General features: G+C 67.4%; 24 protein-coding genes. 20 read left to right on the top strand and 4 right to left on the bottom strand.

The window, feature by feature from the left end:
- The 3 genes from ACLSSQ_RS14950 (at nucleotide 1) to ACLSSQ_RS14940 (ending at nucleotide 1,896) form a co-directional block, all read left to right on the top strand.
- A complete protein-coding gene (locus ACLSSQ_RS14950) occupies nucleotides 1-246 on the top strand; it encodes a BolA family protein (RefSeq protein WP_014236502.1) in 246 nt (81 codons plus the stop codon).
- Complete coding sequence (gene murA / locus ACLSSQ_RS14945) at nucleotides 239-1,492, top strand: UDP-N-acetylglucosamine 1-carboxyvinyltransferase (protein WP_014236503.1); 1,254 nt, start codon at nucleotides 239-241, stop codon at nucleotides 1,490-1,492. The genes ACLSSQ_RS14950 and murA overlap by 8 nt, the downstream gene beginning before the upstream one ends.
- Nucleotides 1,493-1,626: 134 nt before the next feature.
- On the top strand, nucleotides 1,627-1,896 hold the full coding sequence (locus ACLSSQ_RS14940; RefSeq protein ID WP_014236504.1) for a nitrogen fixation protein NifZ: 270 nt from the start codon (nucleotides 1,627-1,629) through the stop codon (nucleotides 1,894-1,896).
- Nucleotides 1,897-1,920: 24 nt separating this feature from the next.
- On the opposite strand, the gene ACLSSQ_RS14935 is transcribed toward ACLSSQ_RS14940, so the two are convergent.
- Complete coding sequence (locus tag ACLSSQ_RS14935) at nucleotides 1,921-2,808, bottom strand: cation diffusion facilitator family transporter (RefSeq protein ID WP_416243130.1); 888 nt, start codon at nucleotides 2,806-2,808, stop codon at nucleotides 1,921-1,923.
- Between the two features lie 122 nt (nucleotides 2,809-2,930).
- On the opposite strand from ACLSSQ_RS14935, the gene hisG reads away from it, so the two are divergent.
- The 4 genes from hisG to ACLSSQ_RS14915 are packed head-to-tail and all read left to right on the top strand — an operon-like array spanning nucleotide 2,931 to nucleotide 5,995.
- On the top strand, nucleotides 2,931-3,581 hold the full coding sequence (gene hisG, locus ACLSSQ_RS14930) for an ATP phosphoribosyltransferase (RefSeq protein ID WP_416243129.1): 651 nt from the start codon (nucleotides 2,931-2,933) through the stop codon (nucleotides 3,579-3,581).
- Nucleotides 3,578-4,885 carry a histidinol dehydrogenase gene (hisD, locus tag ACLSSQ_RS14925; RefSeq protein WP_416243128.1) on the top strand — a complete coding sequence of 436 codons (1,308 nt, stop codon included), beginning with the start codon at nucleotides 3,578-3,580 and terminating at the stop codon, nucleotides 4,883-4,885. The genes hisG and hisD overlap by 4 nt, the downstream gene beginning before the upstream one ends.
- Entirely contained in the window at nucleotides 4,878-5,477 is a 600-nt protein-coding gene (locus ACLSSQ_RS14920) for a chromate transporter (RefSeq protein ID WP_416243127.1), read from the top strand. Before hisD ends, ACLSSQ_RS14920 begins: the two co-directional genes overlap by 8 nt.
- Nucleotides 5,474-5,995, top strand: a complete 522-nt coding sequence (locus ACLSSQ_RS14915) for a chromate transporter (protein ID WP_014236509.1) — start codon at nucleotides 5,474-5,476, stop codon at nucleotides 5,993-5,995. Before ACLSSQ_RS14920 ends, ACLSSQ_RS14915 begins: the two co-directional genes overlap by 4 nt.
- Before the next feature lie 152 nt (nucleotides 5,996-6,147).
- On the opposite strand, the gene hisC is transcribed toward ACLSSQ_RS14915, so the two are convergent.
- Nucleotides 6,148-7,236 carry a histidinol-phosphate transaminase gene (hisC, locus tag ACLSSQ_RS14910; protein ID WP_205231125.1) on the bottom strand — a complete coding sequence of 363 codons (1,089 nt, stop codon included), beginning with the start codon at nucleotides 7,234-7,236 and terminating at the stop codon, nucleotides 6,148-6,150.
- Between the two features lie 125 nt (nucleotides 7,237-7,361).
- On the opposite strand from hisC, the gene hisB reads away from it, so the two are divergent.
- The 10 genes from hisB (at nucleotide 7,362) to tatC (ending at nucleotide 12,842) form a co-directional block, all read left to right on the top strand.
- Nucleotides 7,362-7,949, top strand: a complete 588-nt coding sequence (hisB, locus tag ACLSSQ_RS14905; protein ID WP_416243126.1) for an imidazoleglycerol-phosphate dehydratase HisB — start codon at nucleotides 7,362-7,364, stop codon at nucleotides 7,947-7,949.
- Nucleotides 7,949-8,587, top strand: coding sequence for an imidazole glycerol phosphate synthase subunit HisH (gene hisH, locus ACLSSQ_RS14900; protein WP_014236512.1), 639 nt, complete (start codon nucleotides 7,949-7,951; stop codon nucleotides 8,585-8,587). Before hisB ends, hisH begins: the two co-directional genes overlap by 1 nt.
- A gap of 48 nt (nucleotides 8,588-8,635) precedes the next feature.
- Complete coding sequence (gene hisA / locus ACLSSQ_RS14895; protein ID WP_416243125.1) at nucleotides 8,636-9,376, top strand: 1-(5-phosphoribosyl)-5-[(5-phosphoribosylamino)methylideneamino]imidazole-4-carboxamide isomerase; 741 nt, start codon at nucleotides 8,636-8,638, stop codon at nucleotides 9,374-9,376.
- Nucleotides 9,376-10,137, top strand: a complete 762-nt coding sequence (hisF, locus tag ACLSSQ_RS14890) for an imidazole glycerol phosphate synthase subunit HisF (RefSeq protein WP_130460139.1) — start codon at nucleotides 9,376-9,378, stop codon at nucleotides 10,135-10,137. The genes hisA and hisF overlap by 1 nt, the downstream gene beginning before the upstream one ends.
- A 7-nt stretch (nucleotides 10,138-10,144) precedes the next feature.
- Nucleotides 10,145-10,552: a phosphoribosyl-AMP cyclohydrolase gene (hisI, locus tag ACLSSQ_RS14885; protein ID WP_014236515.1), complete on the top strand. Its 408-nt coding sequence runs from the start codon at nucleotides 10,145-10,147 to the stop codon at nucleotides 10,550-10,552.
- Complete coding sequence (locus tag ACLSSQ_RS14880; protein WP_014236516.1) at nucleotides 10,549-10,872, top strand: phosphoribosyl-ATP diphosphatase; 324 nt, start codon at nucleotides 10,549-10,551, stop codon at nucleotides 10,870-10,872. The genes hisI and ACLSSQ_RS14880 overlap by 4 nt, the downstream gene beginning before the upstream one ends.
- A 39-nt stretch (nucleotides 10,873-10,911) precedes the next feature.
- On the top strand, nucleotides 10,912-11,271 hold the full coding sequence (locus tag ACLSSQ_RS14875; RefSeq protein ID WP_014236517.1) for a histidine triad nucleotide-binding protein: 360 nt from the start codon (nucleotides 10,912-10,914) through the stop codon (nucleotides 11,269-11,271).
- 1 nt (nucleotide 11,272) lies between these two features.
- Nucleotides 11,273-11,497, top strand: a complete 225-nt coding sequence (gene tatA, locus ACLSSQ_RS14870) for a Sec-independent protein translocase subunit TatA (RefSeq protein ID WP_014236518.1) — start codon at nucleotides 11,273-11,275, stop codon at nucleotides 11,495-11,497.
- Nucleotides 11,498-11,575: 78 nt separating this feature from the next.
- Nucleotides 11,576-11,959 carry a Sec-independent protein translocase protein TatB gene (gene tatB, locus ACLSSQ_RS14865; RefSeq protein ID WP_014236519.1) on the top strand — a complete coding sequence of 128 codons (384 nt, stop codon included), beginning with the start codon at nucleotides 11,576-11,578 and terminating at the stop codon, nucleotides 11,957-11,959.
- 7 nt (nucleotides 11,960-11,966) lie between these two features.
- Entirely contained in the window at nucleotides 11,967-12,842 is an 876-nt protein-coding gene (gene tatC, locus ACLSSQ_RS14860) for a twin-arginine translocase subunit TatC (protein ID WP_130460138.1), read from the top strand.
- A gap of 69 nt (nucleotides 12,843-12,911) precedes the next feature.
- Here the strand turns inward: tatC and ACLSSQ_RS14855 are convergent, their stop codons facing one another.
- The gene (locus ACLSSQ_RS14855) at nucleotides 12,912-13,736 is read right to left on the bottom strand and encodes a class II glutamine amidotransferase (protein WP_416243124.1); all 825 of its coding nucleotides are present in this window, start codon (nucleotides 13,734-13,736) and stop codon (nucleotides 12,912-12,914) included.
- A 23-nt stretch (nucleotides 13,737-13,759) separates the two neighbouring features.
- Nucleotides 13,760-14,914 carry a Do family serine endopeptidase gene (locus tag ACLSSQ_RS14850; RefSeq protein ID WP_416243123.1) on the bottom strand — a complete coding sequence of 385 codons (1,155 nt, stop codon included), beginning with the start codon at nucleotides 14,912-14,914 and terminating at the stop codon, nucleotides 13,760-13,762.
- A gap of 20 nt (nucleotides 14,915-14,934) precedes the next feature.
- Between ACLSSQ_RS14850 and ACLSSQ_RS14845 the strand changes: the two genes are divergently transcribed.
- From ACLSSQ_RS14845 to ACLSSQ_RS14835, 3 genes are all read left to right on the top strand, one after another.
- Nucleotides 14,935-15,681 (top strand): Nif3-like dinuclear metal center hexameric protein, encoded by a 747-nt coding sequence (locus tag ACLSSQ_RS14845; protein WP_416243122.1) that lies wholly within the window; start codon nucleotides 14,935-14,937, stop codon nucleotides 15,679-15,681.
- Nucleotides 15,682-15,700: 19 nt separating this feature from the next.
- Entirely contained in the window at nucleotides 15,701-16,417 is a 717-nt protein-coding gene (locus ACLSSQ_RS14840; RefSeq protein ID WP_014236524.1) for a fumarylacetoacetate hydrolase family protein, read from the top strand.
- A gap of 154 nt (nucleotides 16,418-16,571) precedes the next feature.
- Entirely contained in the window at nucleotides 16,572-20,048 is a 3,477-nt protein-coding gene (locus tag ACLSSQ_RS14835; RefSeq protein ID WP_416243121.1) for an EAL domain-containing protein, read from the top strand.
- The last annotated feature ends 1 nt before the right edge of the window (nucleotide 20,049 follow it).

The following is a 20,049-nucleotide window of genomic DNA, read 5'->3' as shown; positions in this document are numbered from 1 at the left end:
ATGGTAAGACCCGAAGACATCCAAACCTACATCCAGGAGGGATTGCCCTGCGACCACATCCGGATCGACGGGGACGGCCATCACTTTGAAGCGGTGATCGTCAGCGCCGAGTTCGCCGGCAAGAGCCGGGTGCAGCGCCAGCAACGGGTTTACCAGACCATCAAGGACCGGCTGGACAGCGGCGAAATCCACGCCCTCTCCTTCAAGACCTTCACCCCGGAAGAATGGGAGGCCCAGCGTGGATAAGCTCCTCATCCAGGGCGGCACGCCCCTGCGCGGCGAGGTGGCCATTTCCGGCGCCAAGAATGCGGCCCTGCCCATCCTCTGCGCCTCCCTGCTGTCGGCCGAGCCCCTGCGCCTGTCCAGCCTGCCCCACCTCAACGACGTCTCCACCATGCTCGGCCTGCTCGGCCAGATGGGCCTGGAAGTGACTCTGGACGGCGCCGACGGCGTGGTCCTGGACGCCAAGGGCCTCAACAACCCGGTGGCTCCCTACGACCTGGTCAAGACCATGCGCGCCTCCGTGCTGGTGTTGGGCCCTCTGGTGGCCCGCTGCGGCGAAGCCAAGGTGTCCCTGCCCGGCGGCTGTGCCATCGGTGCCCGGCCGGTGGACCAGCACATCAAGGGCCTGCAGGCCATGGGGGCCGAGGTCAAGGTGGAGCACGGCTACATCCATGCCAAGGCCAGCCGCCTCAAGGGCGCCCGCATCTGCACCGACATGGTCACCGTCACCGGCACCGAGAACCTGATGATGGCCGCCGTGCTGGCCGAGGGCGAGACCGTGATCGAGAACGCCGCCCGGGAACCGGAAGTGGTGGATCTGGCCAACTGCCTCATCTCCATGGGCGCCCGCATCTCCGGCGCCGGCAGCGACGTCATCCGCATCCAGGGCGTGGACAAGCTCCACGGTGCCACCCACCGCATCATGCCGGACCGCATCGAGACCGGCACCTACCTCTGTGCCGCCGCCGCCACCGGCGGCGAGGTGCGCCTGACCCGCACCTCCTCCGCCTATCTGGATGCGGTCATCGACAAGCTCATGGATGCCGGCTGCGACATCCAGACCGAGCGCGACGCCATCAGCCTCAAGGCCCCGGCCCGCCTCAAGGCCGTCAGCATCCGCACCGCCCCCTATCCCGCCTTCCCCACGGACATGCAGGCCCAGTTCATGGCCCTCAACACCGTGGCCGACGGCGCCGCCACCATCCGCGAGACCATTTTCGAGAACCGCTTCATGCATGCGGTGGAACTGGCCCGCCTGGGCGCCGCCATCGACATCAACGGCAACACCGCGGTGGTCAAGGGCGTGCCCCAGCTGGAAGGGGCCACGGTGATGGCCACCGACCTGCGAGCCTCCGCCTCCCTGGTCATCGCCGCCCTGGTGGCCAAGGGCGAGACCCTGATCGAGCGCATCTACCACCTGGACCGGGGCTACGAGCGCATCGAGGAGAAGCTTTCCAAGCTGGGAGCCAGCGTGCGCCGGGTGCGCTGAACCGCCGTTCCCCGACAAAAAAGCCCCGTTGTCGTGCATGCGACAACGGGGCTTTTTTTAACTGCATGAAAAACAAGGGATTTCGTTCAGGCATCAAGATTGCTGGATGGGGCTGTCCTCAATGGAGAAAGCCCATGCCCAACTACCTCAATATCGGCGACGTGATTTTCGCCCGGGAAACCATCCAGAACGACGGCGGCGTGCCCGAGCAGCCGGAAGATGCGGTCTTCGCCCGGCCGGGAAGCCGCGGCGTGGTGGTGCAGATCGGCGCCGCCGCGGCCGACATGCGCCAGGAAATCATCCTGGTGCGCTTCGAAGGCACGGACGGGGTGCTCGGTCCGCCCGTCGGCTGCCTGCCCGAGGAACTGACCCAGGACGAGGCCGAAGCTGCGGCCCTGGCCTGAGCCGGCGGAGGGCGGGGCGCGGCCCTAGCCCTTGTCGTCCGGTTCGAAGAAGACCCAGCGCACGTCCGGGAAGGATGCCTTGAGGGCGTCCTGCACCGCATTGATCTGGTCGATGAGGCCGCTGGCACTCTGCTGTTCGGCCATGCGGGCCTTCACCGCGACGAAGAGGTAGCTGCCCATCTGGAAGGAAATCAGGTTGTAGAGGGTTTCCACCTCCGGGCGCTGCCGCAGCCACAGCTCCATGGCCGCATGGGCGGCGGGCTCGGCGCTCTGGCCGATGAGCAGGGCCTTCACCTCCAGGCCGACGCCGATGGCCACCACCACCAGCAGGGCGCCGACGGCGATGCTGCCCCAGGCGTCGAAAGCCGGATTGCCGGTGGCGAGGGAAAGCAGGATGGCGCTCAGGGCCAGGGTCAGGCCGGCCAGGGCGGCGATGTCCTCGCCCATGACCACGATCAGCTCCGACTCCCGGCTGTCGCGGAAATAGCGCCAAAGCGGCATGTCGCCCGCCTTCTCGCGGATTTCGTGGATGCAGCCGCGCAGGGACCAGGCTTCCAGCAGCACGCCGACGCCCAGGACGATGATGGCGACCCAGGGATTTGCCAGGGGCTCCGGGTGGGACAGCTTGTGCACGCCCTCGTAGATGGAAAAGGCGCCGCCCAGGGAGAAGAGCATGATGGCCACCATGAAGGACCAGAAGTAGGTGGCTTTGCCGAAGCCCAAAGGGTGGTCCGGCGTCGGCTGCCGCCTGGCCTGCCTGATGCCCAGCAGCAACAGCAGCTGGTTGGCGCAGTCGGCGGCGGAGTGCACGGCTTCGGCCAGCATGGCGGAGGAGCCGGTGTAGGCGGCTGCCACGGCCTTGGAGGCGGCGATGCCGGCGTTGGCGGAAAGGGCGTAGATGATGGCGCTCATGGGCTGTCCGGAGGCGGGGGAAGGTCATGCTTTTACCATAAGCCCGGCCGCGGCCCAAGAAGCATGGTCCAAGGCGGGGCGGCGATACGGTAAAATGCCTTCTTTTGCCCCGGGAAAACGCCGTGAACGGCATTACCATCGCCCTCTCCAAGGGCCGCATCTTCGAAGAAACCCTGCCCCTGCTGGCGGCGGCCGGCATCGTGCCCGCCGAAAATCCCGAAACCTCCCGCAAGCTGATCATCGGCACCAACCGCCCCGACGTGCGGGTGGTGATCGTCCGCGCCACCGATGCGCCGACCTACGTCCAGCATGGTGCCGCCGACCTCGGCGTGGTCGGCAAGGACGTGCTGATCGAGCACGGCGGTGCCGGCCTGTACCAGCCCCTGGACCTGAAGATCGCCAAGTGCCGCATGAGCGTTGCCGTGCCCGCCGGCTTCGACTACGAGCATGCCGTGCGCCAGGGCGCCCGCCTGAAGATCGCCACCAAGTACACCAAGATTGCCCGGGAGCACTTTGCCAGCAAGGGCGTGCACGTGGACCTCATCAAGCTCTATGGCTCCATGGAACTGGCGCCCCTGGCCGGCCTGTCGGACGCCATCGTGGACCTGGTGTCCACCGGCGGCACCCTGAAGGCCAACAACCTGGTGGAGGTGGAACACATCATGGACATCTCCTCCCGTCTCATCGTCAACCAGGCTTCCCTGAAACTTAAGCGGGAAACCCTCGGTCCCATCCTGGACGCCTTTACCCAGGCCGTGGAGAAGAATGCATGAGCAGCGTGAACATCAAGCGCCTGAACAGCGCCGACGCCGATTTCCAGCAGCGCCTCGATGAACTGCTGGCCTTCGAGGGCGCCCAGGACGAGAACATCGAAAAGACCGTGGTCGGCATCCTGGCCGACGTCAAGGCCCGGGGCGACGCCGCGGTGGTGGAATACACCAACCGCTTCGACCGTCTCTCCGTTGCCGGCATGGCCGCCCTGGAACTGCCCCAGGCCGAGCTGCAGGCCGCCCTGGACGGCCTCCCCACCGAGCGCCGGGCCGCTCTGGAAGCGGCTGCCCAGCGCATCCGTACCTACCACGAGCGCCAGCTGGGTGCCGGCTTCACCTATACCGAAGCCGACGGCACCATGCTCGGCCAGATGGTGACGCCCCTGGACCGGGTCGGCCTCTACGTGCCCGGTGGCAAGGCCGCCTATCCCTCTTCGGTGCTGATGAACGCCCTGCCGGCCAAGGTGGCAGGGGTCAAGGAACTGATCATGGTGGTGCCCACCCCCGGCGGCGAACACAACGCCCTGGTGCTGGCAGCCGCCTGCCTGGCCGGTGTGGATCGCGTCTTCACCATCGGCGGCGCCCAGGCCGTGGCCGCCCTGGCCTACGGCACCGAGAGCGTGCCCCAGGTGGACAAGATCGTCGGTCCGGGCAATGCCTACGTGGCCTGCGCCAAGCGCCGGGTCTTCGGCATCGTCGGTATCGACATGGTGGCCGGCCCCTCCGAGATCCTGGTGCTGGCCGACGGCTCCACGGACCCGGACTGGGTGGCCATGGACCTTTTCTCCCAGGCCGAACACGACGAGCTGGCCCAGTCCATCCTGATCTGCCCCGACGCTGCCTACATCGAGAAGGTGCAGGCCAGCATCGACAAGCTGCTGCCCACCATGCCGCGCCGCGACGTGATCCGCACCTCCCTGGAAAACCGGGGTGCCCTGATCCTGGTGCGGGATCTGGAAGAAGCCGTGGCCATGGCCAACCGGGTGGCCCCCGAGCACCTGGAGCTGTCCCTGGCCGAGCCCGATGCCTGGGTGGAAAAAATTCACCACGCCGGCGCCATCTTCATCGGCCCCTACACCTCCGAGTCCCTGGGCGACTACTGCGCCGGCCCCAACCACGTGCTGCCCACCTCCGGCAGCGCCCGCTTCTCCTCGCCCCTGGGGGTTTACGACTTCCAGAAGCGCACCAGCCTGATCCGGGTGTCCCGGGCCGGAGCCCAGACCCTGGGCCGCATCGCCGCCACCCTGGCGGACGGGGAGGGCCTGCCGGCCCACGCCCAGTCGGCCCGCTACCGTCTCGATGCCTGAGGCCGGCGCACAGGAACAGCCCGGGGGCGGGGGAGGCAACTCTCCCGCCCCTGTCACGTGCAGGCAGCTGTTTCTCGGCTTTTCCTCCGTCGGCATTTCCGGCTTCGGCGGCGTCCTGCCCTTTGCCCGGCGCATGCTGGTGGAGGAACGGCGCTGGCTGACGGCGGAAGAGTTCAATTCCCTGCTGGGCCTGTGCCAGTTCCTGCCCGGGCCCAACGTGGCCAACCTCTCCATCGCCGTGGGCTCCCGCTACCAGGGCATCCGCGGCGCCATCGCCGCGGTGAGCGGCCTCTTCGGCGGCCCCCTGCTGATCGTGCTGCTGCTGGGCCTGCTCTATGACCGCTACGGCCAGCTGCCCCAGGTCCAGGGCCTGTTGCGGGGCGTGACGGCGGTGGGCTGCGGCCTGCTCTTCGGCACCGCCCTGCGCATGGGCCTGGCCTTGCAGGTGAAGCGCCTGTTCCTGCCTTTCACCCTGGCGGTGTTCGTCGCCGTGGCCCTGCTGCGCTGGCCCATGCCCATCGTCATGGTGGCCTTGCTGGCGCTTGCCGCCGGCGTCGCCTACGCCCACCTGAAACGCAAGGGGGCGCCGTGAGCCTGCTGGCCGACCTCTTCTTCCAGTTCGCCCTGCTCTTCTGCGTCGCCTTCGGCGGCGCCTCGGCCCTGCTGCCGGAAATGCACCGGGTGGTGGTGCTGGAAAAGCACTGGCTGGACGATGCCACCTTCACCCATCTCTACGCCATCGCCCAGGCCGCCCCCGGCCCCAACGGCCTGGTGGTGAGCCTGATCGGCTGGGAGGTGGCGGGCGTGCCCGGCGCCCTGGCCGCCTCCCTGGGCATGGTGCTGCCCACGGGCATCATGATCTACCTGCTGATGCAGCACTGGCACCGCTTCGCCGGTGCCCGCTGGCAGCAGTCGGTGCAGCTGGGGGTGGCACCCCTGGCGGTGGGCCTGGTCTTCGCCGCCGCCTTCCTCATCGGCCAGGCGGCCGGCCTCGGCTGGGGCGGGGTGCTGCTGGCCGGTTTGACGGCCGCCGCCCTGCTCAAGACCAAGTGGCACCCCTTGTGGCTGATCGGCCTGGGCGGTGTGGCGGGCTTGCTGGGCTGGGTGTGAGGCGGTCCGGGAGCGGTGGCTGGAGAGGCAATATATGCGCGCCTTCCGGCCATGCCGTGGCGGAGAGTGGCGTCCCTGCTGCCTCGTAGGGCAGGGGGAAAACAAAAGGCCCGTCCAGCTGGACGGGCCTTTGTCTTGGGGGCGCCGGCAACTTAGCCGAGGATTTCCTTGAGGGCTGCCACCAGGGCGCCGCACTGCTCGTCGGTGCCGATGGTGATGCGCAGGAACTGGTCGATGCGCGGGGCCTTGAAGTGGCGCACGATGATGCTGCGCTGGCGCAGGGCCTGGGCCAGCTCGGCGCCGTCCCGGCCCGGGTGGCGGGCGAAGACGAAGTTGGCGGCGGAGGGCAGGACCTGGAAGCCGAGCAGGGTGAGATCGCTCACCAGCTGTTCCCGGCTGGCGATCACCGCATTGCGGGTGCGGTCGAACCAGGCCCGGTCCTCCAGGGCGGCCACGGCGCCGGCGATGGCGATGCGGTCCAGGGGGTAGGAATTGAAACTGTTCTTGACCCGTTCCAGGGCCTCGATCAGGTCCGGGTGGCCCACCGCGTAGCCCACCCGCAGGCCCGCCAGGGAGCGGGACTTGGACAGGGTGTGCACCACCAGCAGGTTGGGGAAACGGTTCACCAGGGCAATCGCCGTCGGGATTGTGTCCTGGCCGCCGAAGTCCACGTAGGCCTCATCCACCACCACCACCGATTCTGTGTTGGCCGTCAGCAGGGCCTCGATCTCTCCCAGGGGCAGCAGGCGGCCGGTGGGGGCGTTGGGATTGGGGAAGATGATGCCGCCGTTGGCGCGGCGGTAGGCGGAAAGGTCGATGCCGTAATCCCCGTCCAGGGCCACGGTTTCGGCGCTAATGCCGTAGAGGCCGGCATAGACCGGATAGAAGCTGTAGCTGATGTCCGGGTAGAGCAGGGGGGCGTCATGTTGCAGCAGGGCCATGAAAACGTGGGCCAGTACCTCGTCGGAGCCGTTGCCGACAAAGACCTGCCGGGCGCCGATGCCGAATTCGCCGTAGAAGGCGGCCACCGCCTCCTTCAGCCGGTCGGCGCTGGGGTCCGGGTAGAGGCGCAGGCTGGCGCCGTCATGGCCGATCTCCGCCTGCATGGCGGCCACGGCCTTGGGGGAGGGCGGGTAGGGATTTTCGTTGGTGTTCAGCTTCACCAGATTGGGCAGCTTGGGCTGCTCCCCGGGAACGTAGGGGGTGAGGCGATTTACCAGGGGGCTCCAGAATTTGCTCATGGCCGGACGGATCAGGGAAAAGTGGATGGGGCGGGCGGCGCGAAAGGGCACGCCGCCACGGCTGGTGCAGGGCTGAAATGGTATCATGGCCGCTGTTTCCGACTTACCCATTCAACGGTGCTCCCATGCGGCAAGCCGAAGTTTCCCGAAATACCCTCGAAACCCAGATCACGGTCCGTCTCAATCTGGACGGCACCGGCTGTGCCAAGCTCAATTCCGGCATTCCCTTCCTCGACCACATGCTGGACCAGATTGCCCGCCACGGCCTGATCGATCTGGAGGTGGAGGCCAAGGGCGACCTGCACATCGACGGTCACCACACGGTGGAAGATATCGGCATCGCCATCGGCCAGGCCCTGACCCAGGCCCTGGGCGACAAGAAGGGCCTGACCCGCTACGGCCACGCCTATGTGCCCCTGGACGAAGCCCTGTCCCGCGTCGTGGTGGACCTTTCCGGCCGCCCCGGCCTGGAGTTCCATGTGGACTTCAAGCGGGCCATGCTCGGCACCCTGGATGCGGAACTGGTGCACGAATTCTTCCAGGGCCTGGTGAACCATGCCTTCATCACCCTGCACGTGGACAACCTGCGCGGCGAGAACGCCCACCACCAGTGCGAGACCGTGTTCAAGGCCTTCGCCCGCGCCCTGCGCATGGCGGTGAGCCCGGACCCGCGCACTGCCGGCGTCATTCCCTCCACCAAGGGAGCGCTGTAATGGGCAAGATCGCCGTCATCGACTACGGCATGGGCAACCTGCGCTCCGTCTGGCAGGCCCTGGAGCACGTGGCCGAAGGCAGGGAAGTGGTGGTCACCGCCGATCCGGCGGTGGTCGCCGCCGCCGAGCGGGTGGTCTTCCCCGGCCAGGGCGCCATGCCCGACTGCATGGCCGAGCTGGACGCCCGGGGCCTGCGCCCCGCCGTGCTGCAGGCCGCCAAGGACAAGCCCTTCCTCGGCATTTGCATCGGCCTGCAGATGCTCTTCGAGCACAGTGAAGAGGGCGACGTGCCCGGCCTGGGCGTTTTCGCCGGCCAGGTGCGCCGTTTCCCCGCCGACAAGATGGTGGCCGCCGACGGCAGCCGCCTCAAGGTGCCCCACATGGGCTGGAACCAGGTGCGCCACACCCGGCCCCATGCCCTGTGGGAAGGCATCGAGGACGGCGCCCGCTTCTACTTTGTACACAGCTACTACGTGACCCCGGAAGACCCGGCCGTGGTGGCGGGCACGGCCGACTACGGCATCCCCTTTACCTGTGCGGTGGCCCGGGATAATATTTTTGCGATCCAGTCCCACCCGGAAAAGAGCGCCCGCGACGGCCTCGCCCTGCTGCGCAACTTCATCCGCTGGCAGCCCTGACGGCCGCCGGCATCCCCTCCGACTTACTCTCTCTACGTATTCGCGATCATGCTGATCATTCCCGCGATTGACCTGAAGGACGGCCAGTGCGTCCGTCTCAAGCAAGGCCTGATGGAAGAGGCGACCGTCTTTTCCGAGTCCCCCGCCGAGCAGGCCCGCCACTGGCTGGACCAGGGCGCCCGCCGCCTGCACCTGGTGGACCTCAACGGCGCCTTTGCCGGCCAGCCGAAGAACCAGGGGGCCATCAAGGCCATCCTCAAGGAAGTGGGCGACGAGATCCCGGTGCAACTGGGCGGCGGCATTCGCGACCTGGACACCATCGAGCGCTGCCTCGATGCGGGCCTCACCTACGTCATCATCGGCACCGCCGCGGTGAAGAATCCTGGTTTCCTGCATGACGCCTGCGTCGCCTTCCCCGGCCACATCATCGTCGGCCTGGACGCCAAGGACGGCAAGGTGGCGGTGGACGGCTGGTCCAAGCTGACCGGCCACGACGTCATCGACCTGGCCAAGAAGTACGAGGACTACGGTGTCGAATCCATCATCTACACCGACATCGGCCGCGACGGCATGCTCTCCGGCATCAATATCGAAGCCACGGTGAAGCTGGCCCAGGCCCTGAAGATCCCCGTCATCGCCTCCGGCGGCCTCTCCAACCTGGACGACATCCGCAAGCTGTGCGAAGTGGAAGGCGAAGGCGTGGTCGGCACCATCGCCGGCCGGGCCATCTACGACGGCTCCCTGGACTTCAAGGTGGCCCAGGAAGCAGCAGACAAGGCCGGCAAGTAATGGCGCTGGCCAAACGCATCATCCCCTGCCTGGACGTGACCGCCGGTCGCGTCGTCAAAGGCACCAATTTCGTCGAACTGCGGGATGCCGGTGACCCGGTGGAAATCGCCCGCCGCTACGACGAGCAGGGCGCCGACGAGGTCACCTTCCTCGACATCACCGCCAGCTCCGACCAGCGCGACATCATCCTGCACATCATCGAGGCCTGCGCCTCCCAGGTGTTCATCCCCCTGACGGTGGGCGGTGGCGTGCGCAAGGTGGAGGACGTGCGCCGCCTGCTCAACGCCGGCGCCGACAAGGTCTCCATGAACACCGCCGCCGTGCAGAATCCGGACCTGGTGTCCGACGCCTCGGCCAAGGTGGGCTCCCAGTGCATCGTCGTCGCCATCGACGCCAAGCAGACGGCGCCGGGCCAGTGGTGCGTGTTCACCCACGGCGGCCGCAACAACACCGGCATCGACGTGGTGACCTGGGCCAAGGATGTGGCGGCCCGGGGCGCCGGCGAGATCCTGCTCACCTCCATGGACCGGGACGGCACCAAGAACGGCTTCGACCTGGCCCTGACCCGGGCGGTCTCCGATGCGGTGGCCATTCCCGTGATCGCCTCCGGCGGCGTCGGCAACCTGCAGCACCTGGCCGACGGCGTCACCCAGGGCGGTGCCGATGCGGTGCTGGCCGCCTCCATCTTCCACTTCGGCGAATACACGGTGCGCCAGGCCAAGGAATACATGCGCGACCGGGGCATCGAGGTGCGCCTCTAGGCAAACCATGAGCCACGATCTCGATCCCTCCCTGTCCTGGCTGGACGCCCTCAAGTTCGGCGCCGACGGCACCATTCCGGTGATCGCCCAGGACGCCGCCAGCGGCCGCGTCATCATGTTCGCCTACGCCAACCGGGAAACCCTGGCAGAAACCGCCCGTACCGGCCGCGCCACCTACTGGAGCCGTTCCCGCAACAAGGTCTGGCGCAAGGGCGAGGAATCGGGCCACTTCCAGCACGTCAAGGAAATGCGCGCCGACTGCGACGGCGATGTGGTCCTGCTCAGCGTCGAGCAGGAAGGCGGCATCGCCTGCCACACCGGCCGCGAAAGCTGTTTCTTCTACCGGCGGGAAGGCGATCGCTGGATTCCGGCCGACCCGGTTCTCAAAGACCCGAAGGAAATTTACGCAAAATGAGCACTCACGACATCCTGCATCGCCTCTCCGACACCCTGGCTTCCCGCCGCAACGCGGACCCGGAGACTTCCTACACCGCCCAGCTCTTTTCCAAGGGCCCGGACTCCATCCTGAAGAAGATCGGCGAGGAATGCGCCGAGCTGATCATGGCCGGCAAGGAAGGCAAGCGCCTCAACATCGTCTGGGAATCCACCGACGTCATCTACCACATCCTGGTGCTGCTGGCCTTCTACGGCCTGTCCATCGAGGACGTGTCCCAGGAAATGCGCCGTCGTGAGGGTATTTCCGGGATTGACGAAAAGGCTTCCCGCACGAAATGATGCGGCTCCCCGCGATTTTTCAAGCCATCCGGACCTGATATGGACAACTGCATTTTCTGCAAGATCGTGCGCGGCGAGATTCCCTCGCGCAAGGTGTACGAGGACGAGCACGTGTTCGCCTTCCACGACATCAATCCCTTGCGGCCGGTCCATGTGCTGGTGATTCCCAAGCGCCACATCGAATCCCTGGCCCATGCCAGCGAAGCCGATGCGCCGGTGCTGGGGCGCCTGCTGGCGGTGGCCAACAAAATTGCGGTCGATCAAGGCAGCCCCGAGGGCTTCCGCGTCATCATCAACACCGGCCGCATCGGCCAGCAGGAAGTACCGCACCTGCACGCCCACATCGTCGGGGGCGACGCTCCCGTGGGGCCGATGCTGAAACGAATTCAAGGAGACTGATATGGGTAGCTTTAGCATTTGGCACTGGCTCATCGTTCTGGTGATCGTCATGCTGGTTTTCGGCACCAAGAAACTGCGCAACATCGGCCAGGACCTGGGCGGTGCGGTGAAGGGCTTCAAGGACGGCATCAAGGAAGGCACCGCCGAAGGCGGCACCACGCCGCCCCAGCAGGTCGCCGGCGGCCAGACCATCGAGGGCGAGGTCAAGGAAAAGACCAAGTCCTGAACCGTCCCTCCGGCCGGGGATTGGCGGAGATCGTCTGTCTCCCCGGCCCCGGTTTCCTTTTTCCTGGTTGCCTGACCTATGTTTGATATCGGTTTTTCCGAGCTAATCGTCATCGCCGTGGTGGCGCTGATCGTCATCGGCCCCGAGCGCCTGCCCAAGGTGGCGCGCACGGCCGGCCATCTGCTTGGGCGTCTGCAGCGTTACGTGAATGACGTGAAGTCCGACATCAACCGGGAAATGCAGCTGGAAGAACTGAAGAAGCTGCAGACCCAGGTGCAGGATTCGGCCCGCAGTTTCGAAAATTCCATTCAGCAGGGGCTCTCCAGCACGGAGCAGTCCCTCAACAACGCCATCCAGCCGCCGGCCGAAACGGTGGCGGCCGCGGAAGTACCACCGCCCGCCGCCGCTGCGCCTGCCGCGGAAGCTGCCGCAGCCGCCCCGGCTGAGGCGCCGAAAGCCTGATTGCCCCATGAGTCTCGACAGCCAAGAGAGCGGCGCCGCCGAAGAATCCTTCCTCTCCCACCTGGTGGAGCTGCGGGACCGCCTGATCCGGGCCCTGCTGGCCGTGCTGGTGGTCTTCGTCTGCCTCTTCCCCTGGTCCCGGGAACTCTACACCCTGCTGGCCAACCCCCTGCTGGCCTCCCTGCCGGCTGGCGGCCAGATGATCGCCACCGACGTGGTGGGCGTGTTCCTGGTGCCGATGAAGATCACCCTGATGGTGGCCTTCCTCATCGCCCTGCCCTATGTGTTGTTCCAGGCCTGGGCCTTCGTCGCTCCCGGCCTCTATTCCCACGAGAAGCGGCTGGTGCTGCCCCTGGTCTTCGCCTCCGTGCTGCTCTTCTTCAGCGGCATGGCCTTCGCCTATTTCCTGGTGTTCCCCACGGTATTCGGCTTCATGGCCAAGGTGGCGCCGGAAGGGGTGGCCTGGATGACGGACATCGACAAGTACCTGTCCTTCGTCCTGTCCACCTTCGTCGCCTTCGGCGTCACCTTCGAGGTGCCGGTGATCGTCATCGTCCTGGTGCGCATCGGCCTGGTGGATATCGCCAAGCTGAAGGAATGGAGGCCCTACGTCATCGTCGGCGCCTTCATCATCGGCGCCGTGTTCACCCCGCCCGACGTGCTTTCCCAGATCATGCTGGCGGTGCCCCTGTGGCTGCTCTACGAACTGGGCATCATCCTGGCCAGCTTCATCGGCCGCCGGCCCCAGCCCGAGGTGGCGGCGCCGGCGCCCAGCGATCCGGCCCCCGCGGCCGCTCCTGCCGCCGACTGGCAGCCCATGAGCGCCGGCGAAATGGACCAGGCCCTGGGCCACAGCCAGGCGCCGGAACGGAAGCAGGACTGAACCGGCAGTTAGTGCCGGCAGCAATGAAAAAGGGCCCCGCGGGGCCCTTTGCTTTTGCGCTCCGCCCGGTCAGCCGCTGCCGCAGTGGTAGCGGCATTTCTCCGCCGGGCCGGCCACGGTGGGGGCCGAGGCCCGCACTTCCCCCTCCTCGAACCACCACAGGCTGCCCGGGGGCAGGGGCGTCCATACCTCGTCGTCGGTCAGGGGCTGGGTGGCGATCACCGCCACCCGGTCGTTGGGCGTGGTCACCTCGCTGAAGTCCACGGTCACGTCCTGGTCCGTCAGGTGGGCCTTGGCGAAGGGGGCCCGGCGCACGATGTAGGTAAGCTGGGTGGAGCAGTGGGCAAACAGCCAGTCGCCGTTGGAGAGCAGGAAATTGCATTCGCCGCGGCTGCCCAGGTCCACGCTCAGTTCGGTGAGGGCGGCGAAGAGTTCGGCGGTGGGCGGCGCCTGGTCGCCGAAGCGTCGGCGCAGGGCGGTCAGTAGCCAGCAGAAGGCCCGCTCGCTGTCCGTGTTGCCCACGGGCATGACGCTGCCGTCCAGGGGCGGGGCGAAGTCCAGCAGGTTGCCGTTGTGGGCGAAGATCCAGTAACGGCCCCACAGTTCGCGCATGAAGGGATGGGTGTTTTCCAGGGCTACCACGCCCTGGGTGGCCTTGCGGATGTGGGCGATGACGTTGCGCGAGCGGATCGGATATTGGCGCACCAGGGCCGCCACCGGCGAGTGGGCCGAGGGTTCCGGGTCGAGGAAGACCCGGGTGCCCTTGCCCTCGAAGAAGGCGATGCCCCAGCCGTCCGCGTGGACGTCGGTGAGGCCTCCCCGGGCCTGGAATCCGGTGAAGGAAAAGCAGATGTCCGTGGGGACATTGCAGTTCATGCCGAGCAACTGGCACATGGGACGTCTCCGGGAGGCGGGGCTTACTGGTCGGGGTCGCGCCGCATGGGCGGGCGCTTGCCGATCCTGACCTGGGGCTCCAGCAGGCTCTGGTTGCGGCGCAGCTTGAAGGGCACGCTGGCGCCGGGCTTGAGTTCGGCGATGAGGTCCAGCATCACCTGGGGATCCTTCACTTCCTTGCCGCCCACCGCCAGCAGGATGTCGCCGGGCTTGATACCGGCGCCGTCGGCCGGGCTGCCGCGCAGAACGCCGGCGATGAGGGCGCCGCTGGCGTCGGGCAGGCCGAAGGACTCGGCCAGCTCGGCGGTGATTTCCTGGGCCTCGACGCCGATCCAGCCCCGGGTCACGGTGCCGGTCTGGATGATCTGCTCCATGATGCTCTTGGCGGTGGAGACGGGGATGGCAAAGCCGATGCCGAGGGAGCCGCCGGAGCGGGAGTAGATGGCGGTGTTGATGCCGATCAGGTTGCCCTGGGCGTCCACCAGGGCGCCGCCGGAGTTGCCCGGGTTGATGGCGGCGTCGGTCTGGATGAAATTCTCGAAGGTGTTGATGCCCAGGTGGGAGCGGCCCAGGGCGGAGACGATGCCCATGGTCACGGTCTGGCCGACGCCGAAGGGGTTGCCGATGGCCAGCACCACGTCGCCGACCCGGATGCCGTCCATCTGGCCGAAGACGATGGCCGGCAGCTTGTCCGCATTGACCTTGAGCACCGCCAGGTCGGTCTCGGGGTCGCTGCCGATGACCTTGGCCTTGAGCTTGCGCCCGTCGTTGATCGCCACCTCGATGTCGTCGGCGGCCTCCACCACGTGGTAGTTGGTGAGGATGTAGCCTTCGGGGCTGACGATGACGCCGGAGCCCAGACCGGAGGAGCGCTGGGGCTCGTTGTCGAAGCGGTCGCCGAAGAAGTGCCGGAACACCGGGTCGTCGAAGAGGGGGTGGCGGCTGCTCTTCACTTCCTTGCTGGTGAAGATATAGACCACCGAGGGCAGGGAGCGGCGCACCGCCTCGCGGAAACCGCCGAGGCCGGCACCGCCGTCGCCGGCAGCCGGCGCGGCCTCCTGCAGGGCCACCACGCTGGCCCGATGGCCCAGCCATTCGGGTTTGAGGGTGCTGATGACGAACAGCACGGCGAGACTCACCGTTACCGTTTGTGCAAAAATCAACCAGGTCTTACGCATGAAGGAAAAAGGTCGCACCCATGAAACGTGAAGAATTGACGCGCTATCTCGATGAACTGCTGGAAGCGGGCCGGTTTCGGGATTATTGCCCAAACGGTTTGCAAGTGGAAGGCAAGGCCGAGATCGGCCGTCTGGTGGCTGGCGTCACCGCCAGCCAGGCCCTGCTCGATGCGGCCGTGGCCCAGGGCGCCGATGCCGTGCTGGTGCACCACGGCTGGTTCTGGAAGAACGAGGACGGGTGCCTCACCGGCTTTCGCAAGCGGCGCATGGCCACCCTCATGCAGCACGACCTCAACCTCATCGCTTACCACCTGCCCCTGGACGCCCATCCGGAACTGGGCAACAACGCCCAGCTGGCCCGGCTCTGTGGCTGGCAGCCGGAAGGCCGCTTCGGCGAGCAGGACATCGCCTGGTACGGCCGCCTGCCCGAGCCGCTCAGCGCCGGGGAACTGGCGGCCCGAACCGGCACCCTGCTGGGGCGCCCGGTGCAGCTGGTGGGCCCGCAAGACAAGCTGGTGAGTCGTCTCGGCTGGTGCTCCGGCGGCGCCCAGGGCTATTTCGAGCAGGCCGTGGCCCTGGGGCTGGATGCCTACATTTCCGGCGAGATTTCCGAGCAGAACACCCATCTGGCCCGGGAATGCGGCGTCCCCTACCTGGCCTGCGGCCACCACGCCACCGAGCGGGGCGGCGCCCGGGCCCTGGCGGCCCACCTGGCCGAGCGTTTCGGCCTGCACTGCCAGTTCATCGATATCGACAACCCGGTCTGACCGGAGAAAGCCTGCTGCCATGGATTACCTGTTCACTCCGCCGCCTGTCGTTGCCCTGGCCATTGCCGGCAGCCAGGCCCGCTTCCCGGTGCGCCGGGTCTATTGCGTCGGCCGCAACTACGCCGACCACGCCCGGGAAATGGGCGCCGATACCCGGGAGCCGCCGTTCTTCTTCAGCAAGCCGGCCGATGCCCTGGTGCCGGTGGCGGACGGCTCCGCCGCCACGGTGGCCTATCCGCCCGCCACCAACAACCTGCAGCACGAGGTGGAACTGGTGGTGGCCCTCGGCCCCCGCATCGCCGAGCTGGGTCAGCGGGGACTCAACGTCCCGGTGGCGGCGGCCCTGGAGGGCGTCTTCGGCTATGCCGTGGGCTTCGACCTGACCCGCCGCGACCAGCAGCAGAAGGCCAAGGAAAAGGCCCACCCGTGGGACATGGGCAAGGGCTTCGACCAGTCCGGCCCCATCGGCGCCATTGTCCCGGCCGCCCAGGCCGGACACCCCGCCAGTGGCGCCATCTGGCTGGAGGTCAATGGCGAGCGGCGCCAATCGGGCGATCTGGCCCAGATGAGCTGGAACGTGGCGGAGGTGGTGGCCAATCTTTCCACCTTCCTGCGTCTGGCCCCCGGCGACCTGATCTTCACCGGCACCCCGGCCGGCGTCTCCACCGTGGTGCGGGGCGATACCCTGGTGGGGGGCGTGGAGGGCATCGGCCGGCTGGCCGTGACCCTGGCCTGAGGCAGGCCTCCGGCAAGGGCTTCCCTCCAGCCTGGGCGCCGGGCTGGAAGCCGCGTCCCTAAAGGGGTTTGGCGCCCCCTACGCCGATGGTAATATGGCTTCCGTAATGGGTATCCCTACCCGTAACCCTCTACGGAAGCCGGCGACAGAAACGATGAGCCTGAAAACCAAAATGGCCCTGGCCATCACGGCACTGGTGGTGCTCCTGGTGGCGCTGGGCAGTGCGGTGCAATTGCATTTGGCCCAGGCCCAGTTGAAGCAGACCGTCGCCGACCAGCAGTTTTCCCTGGTGTCCCGGGTGGCCGAGGAAATCGATCAGCGCATCCAGCTCAACCAGGCCTCCCTGGCCCGCACCGCCGCCGCCATCACCCCGGCCATGCTGGGCCAGCCGGAAAAGCTGCAGGCCTTCCTCAACGACAAGTATTCCCTGCTGCTGCTCTTCGACGACCTCATCGTGGTCGGCCGGGACGGCCGCGTCATCGCCGATTCTCCGGTCATGCCCGAGCGCCGGGGCACCGACGTCTCCGCCTTTCCCCACGTCCGGGAGGCCCTGGAGGAGGGGCGGGCGGTGGTTTCCCGGCCCTTCTTGGGCCGCGTCACCCGCCTGCCCACCCTGGCCATGACGGCGCCGGTGCTGGACGGGGAAGGGCGGGTCATCGCCTCCCTCTCCGGCACCCTGCAGATTCTCAAGCCCCAGTTCCTCGGCGGCCTGGCCGGGCGCAAGGTGGGGCGCAGCGGCCACTTCGTCCTGGTCACCCGGGACCGCACCACCCTGGTCAGCCGCTTCCCCGAGCGGGTGCTGCAGCCCAACGCGGCGCCGGGGCAGAACCCGGTTTTCGACCGGGCCATCGCCGGTTTCGAGGGCAGCGACGAGGGCGCCACCAGCTACGGCCAGCGGGTGCTGATGAGCTTCAAGTCCGTGCCGTCCACGGACTGGGTGCTGGGCGCCCTGCTGCCGGTGGAGGAGGCCTACGCTCCCATCGAGACGGGCCGCTGGGGCACGGTCTATTACCTGCTGCTGACGGCCCTGGCGGTGGCGGTCCTGGCCTGGCTGGCCATGCGCCGGGTGCTGGCACCCCTTTCCCGCCTGCGCCAGCACGTGGTGGAGGTGCGCCAGGACCATGCGCGCAAGCTGGCCGACCCGGTCCTGGGCCAGGACGAAATCGGCGGCCTGGCGCGGGAGTTCTACCTGCTGCTGGACGAATTGGGCCAGGCCCGGGACGACCTGGGCAGCCGCATCGCCGAGATGGAATCCATCTTCGACGCCAGTCCGGTGGTCATCGGGGTGGTGCGGGACCGCTGCCTGATCCAGGCCAACCGGGCTTTCGAGCGGCTTTTCGGCGTCTCCCTGGAGACGGCCCTGGGACAGACCGTGGTGGGCTACTACCCGACACCGGAGGAATTCGCCGACTTCGGCCAGCAGCTCTATCCGGCCGTGGCCGACGGCCGCGTCGCCCACTTCCTGCGCCGCTTCCGGCGGGCCGACGGCACCCTCTTCTGGGCCAACTTCTACGCCCGCCAGATCGACGCCCAGCAGCCCCAGCGGGGCATCATCATCGTCATCGAGGATGTGGACCAGGCCCGGCACCAGGAAGAGGTGCTGCGGGAAAGCGAAGAGCGCTACCGCCAGATGTTCGAGAACAACACCTCGATCAAATTGCTGATCGATGCCGGCGACGGCGCCATCGTCGATGCCAATCCGGCGGCGGCCGACTTCTACGGCTATCCCCTGGACACCCTGCGCCGCATGAACATCGCCCAGCTCAACCAGCTCTCGGTGGAGGAGGTGCGGGCGGAAATGGCCCTGGCGGACCAGCAGCAGCGCCGCTATTTCAACTTCCGCCATCGCCTGGCCAGCGGCGAGGTGCGGGAGGTGGAGGTGCACAGCGGCCCGGTGCTGCTGCGGGGGCGCCGCCTGCTCTATTCCATCATCCACGACATCACCGCCCGCCGCCGGGCCGAGGAGCAGCTGCGCCTCTCCGCCAAGGTCTTCGAGGGGGCCAGCGAGGGCATCGTCATCTGCGACCGCAACAACCGCATCATGTCGGTGAACCGGGCCTTCGTCGAAATCACCGGCTACGCCGAGGCCGAGGTCCAGGGGCGGGACCCGCGGGTGCTCAATTCGGGTCGCCACGACGCCGCCTTCTTCGCCAACCTGTGGCACCACCTGAAGACGGCGGGCACCTGGCAGGGCGAAATCTGGAACCGGCGCAAGGGCGGCGAGGTGTATCCGGAGTGGCTTTCCATCACAACCGTGCGCGACGAGGCGGGGGAGGTGAGCAACTACGTGGCCGTGTTCGCCGATGTTTCGGAACGCAAGCGCAACGAGGAACACATCCGCTTCCTCGCCGAGCACGACTACCTCACCGGCCTGCCCAACCGCTCCCTGCTGCACGACCGCCTGCAGCAGGCCATTGCCCTGGCCGAGCGCAATAGTGAGTCCCTGGCCCTGATGTTCATCGACCTGGACCGCTTCAAGAACATCAACGATTCCCTCGGCCACCAGGTCGGTGACCAGCTGCTGCAGGAGGTGGGGCGGCGCATCCAGGCCTGCGTACGCAGCGCCGACACGGTCAGCCGGCCCGGCGGCGACGAGTTCATCATCCTCCTGCCGTCCATCGAGACGCCCCAGGATGCGGCCCGGGTGGCGGAAAAGCTGCTGGAGTCCCTCAACCGCCCCTACCAGCTGGGCGGGCACGAACTGGTGATTACCGCCAGCATCGGCATCGCCGTCTTCCCCGAGGACGGCCGGGATTTCCAGACCCTGGTGAAGAATGCCGATGCCGCCATGTACTACAGCAAGGAGGCGGGCCGGGACAGCTTCCACTTCTTCACCCCGGACATGAATGCCCGGGTCTTCGAGCGCCTGTCCCTGGAGAACAGCCTGCGCCGCGCCCTGGAGCGGCAGGAATTCCTGCTCTACTACCAGCCCCAGGTGGACATGCCCAGCGGCCGGGTGATCGGCTTCGAGGCCCTGATCCGCTGGCAGCATCCCCAGATGGGCCTGGTTTCCCCGGCCCGCTTCATTCCCGTGGCCGAGGATTCGGGCCTCATCGTGCCCATCGGCGAATGGGTGCTGGGGGAGGCCTGCCGGCAGAACCGGGCCTGGCAGGAGCAGGGCATGCCGGCGGTGCCGGTGGCGGTGAACATTTCCGCCCTGCAGTTCCGCCAGCCCCAGTTCGAGGCCTCGGTGGAGCGGGCCCTGGCGGAAAGCGGCCTGGAGCCGGCCTGGCTGGAGCTGGAGTTGACGGAGAGCATGATGCTGCACCAGGGCCAGGGCGCCACGGACCTGCTGGACCGGCTCAAGGCCCGGGGGGTGCGCCTCTCCATCGACGATTTCGGCACCGGCTATTCCTCCCTGGCCTATCTGAAGCGCCTGCCCCTGGACAAGCTGAAGATCGACCAGGCTTTCGTGCGGGATATCGCCAGCGACGCCGGGGGGGCGGCGATCACGGCCACCATCATCCAGATGGCCCACAACCTGGGGCTGTCGGTGATCGCCGAAGGGGTGGAGACGGAAGCCCAGCTGGAGTTTCTGCAGGCCCACGATTGCGCTTCGGCCCAGGGCTTCTACTTTGCCCGGCCCATGCCGGCGGCGGATATCCGGGCCTTCTGGGACGGCCGGCGCTAGC

This window comes from Azospira sp. APE16 (genome assembly GCF_047901315.1).
Lineage (GTDB): Bacteria > Pseudomonadota > Gammaproteobacteria > Burkholderiales > Rhodocyclaceae > Azospira > Azospira oryzae.
Note: the sequence above shows the minus strand (reverse complement) of the source record. Positions and strands in the feature narration are given on the sequence as shown.

What these genes read in the sequence shown, in the direction of transcription:
- tatB (WP_014236519.1), top strand. Translation starts at nt 11,576, where the DNA reads ATGTTTGATATCGGTTTTTCCGAGCTAATCGTCATCGCCGTGGTGGCG.
- hisB (WP_416243126.1), top strand. Translation starts at nt 7,362, where the DNA reads ATGCGGCAAGCCGAAGTTTCCCGAAATACCCTCGAAACCCAGATCACG.
- ACLSSQ_RS14935 (WP_416243130.1), bottom strand. Translation starts at nt 2,808, where the DNA reads ATGAGCGCCATCATCTACGCCCTTTCCGCCAACGCCGGCATCGCCGCC.
- ACLSSQ_RS14835 (WP_416243121.1), top strand. Translation starts at nt 16,572, where the DNA reads ATGAGCCTGAAAACCAAAATGGCCCTGGCCATCACGGCACTGGTGGTG.
- ACLSSQ_RS14940 (WP_014236504.1), top strand. Translation starts at nt 1,627, where the DNA reads ATGCCCAACTACCTCAATATCGGCGACGTGATTTTCGCCCGGGAAACC.
- hisH (WP_014236512.1), top strand. Translation starts at nt 7,949, where the DNA reads ATGGGCAAGATCGCCGTCATCGACTACGGCATGGGCAACCTGCGCTCC.
- ACLSSQ_RS14855 (WP_416243124.1), bottom strand. Translation starts at nt 13,736, where the DNA reads ATGTGCCAGTTGCTCGGCATGAACTGCAATGTCCCCACGGACATCTGC.
- hisF (WP_130460139.1), top strand. Translation starts at nt 9,376, where the DNA reads ATGGCGCTGGCCAAACGCATCATCCCCTGCCTGGACGTGACCGCCGGT.
- hisD (WP_416243128.1), top strand. Translation starts at nt 3,578, where the DNA reads ATGAGCAGCGTGAACATCAAGCGCCTGAACAGCGCCGACGCCGATTTC.
- ACLSSQ_RS14845 (WP_416243122.1), top strand. Translation starts at nt 14,935, where the DNA reads ATGAAACGTGAAGAATTGACGCGCTATCTCGATGAACTGCTGGAAGCG.
- ACLSSQ_RS14950 (WP_014236502.1), top strand. Translation starts at nt 1, where the DNA reads ATGGTAAGACCCGAAGACATCCAAACCTACATCCAGGAGGGATTGCCC.
- ACLSSQ_RS14875 (WP_014236517.1), top strand. Translation starts at nt 10,912, where the DNA reads ATGGACAACTGCATTTTCTGCAAGATCGTGCGCGGCGAGATTCCCTCG.
- ACLSSQ_RS14880 (WP_014236516.1), top strand. Translation starts at nt 10,549, where the DNA reads ATGAGCACTCACGACATCCTGCATCGCCTCTCCGACACCCTGGCTTCC.
- hisA (WP_416243125.1), top strand. Translation starts at nt 8,636, where the DNA reads ATGCTGATCATTCCCGCGATTGACCTGAAGGACGGCCAGTGCGTCCGT.
- tatA (WP_014236518.1), top strand. Translation starts at nt 11,273, where the DNA reads ATGGGTAGCTTTAGCATTTGGCACTGGCTCATCGTTCTGGTGATCGTC.
- ACLSSQ_RS14920 (WP_416243127.1), top strand. Translation starts at nt 4,878, where the DNA reads ATGCCTGAGGCCGGCGCACAGGAACAGCCCGGGGGCGGGGGAGGCAAC.
- tatC (WP_130460138.1), top strand. Translation starts at nt 11,967, where the DNA reads ATGAGTCTCGACAGCCAAGAGAGCGGCGCCGCCGAAGAATCCTTCCTC.
- ACLSSQ_RS14850 (WP_416243123.1), bottom strand. Translation starts at nt 14,914, where the DNA reads ATGCGTAAGACCTGGTTGATTTTTGCACAAACGGTAACGGTGAGTCTC.
- ACLSSQ_RS14840 (WP_014236524.1), top strand. Translation starts at nt 15,701, where the DNA reads ATGGATTACCTGTTCACTCCGCCGCCTGTCGTTGCCCTGGCCATTGCC.
- hisI (WP_014236515.1), top strand. Translation starts at nt 10,145, where the DNA reads ATGAGCCACGATCTCGATCCCTCCCTGTCCTGGCTGGACGCCCTCAAG.
- hisC (WP_205231125.1), bottom strand. Translation starts at nt 7,236, where the DNA reads ATGAGCAAATTCTGGAGCCCCCTGGTAAATCGCCTCACCCCCTACGTT.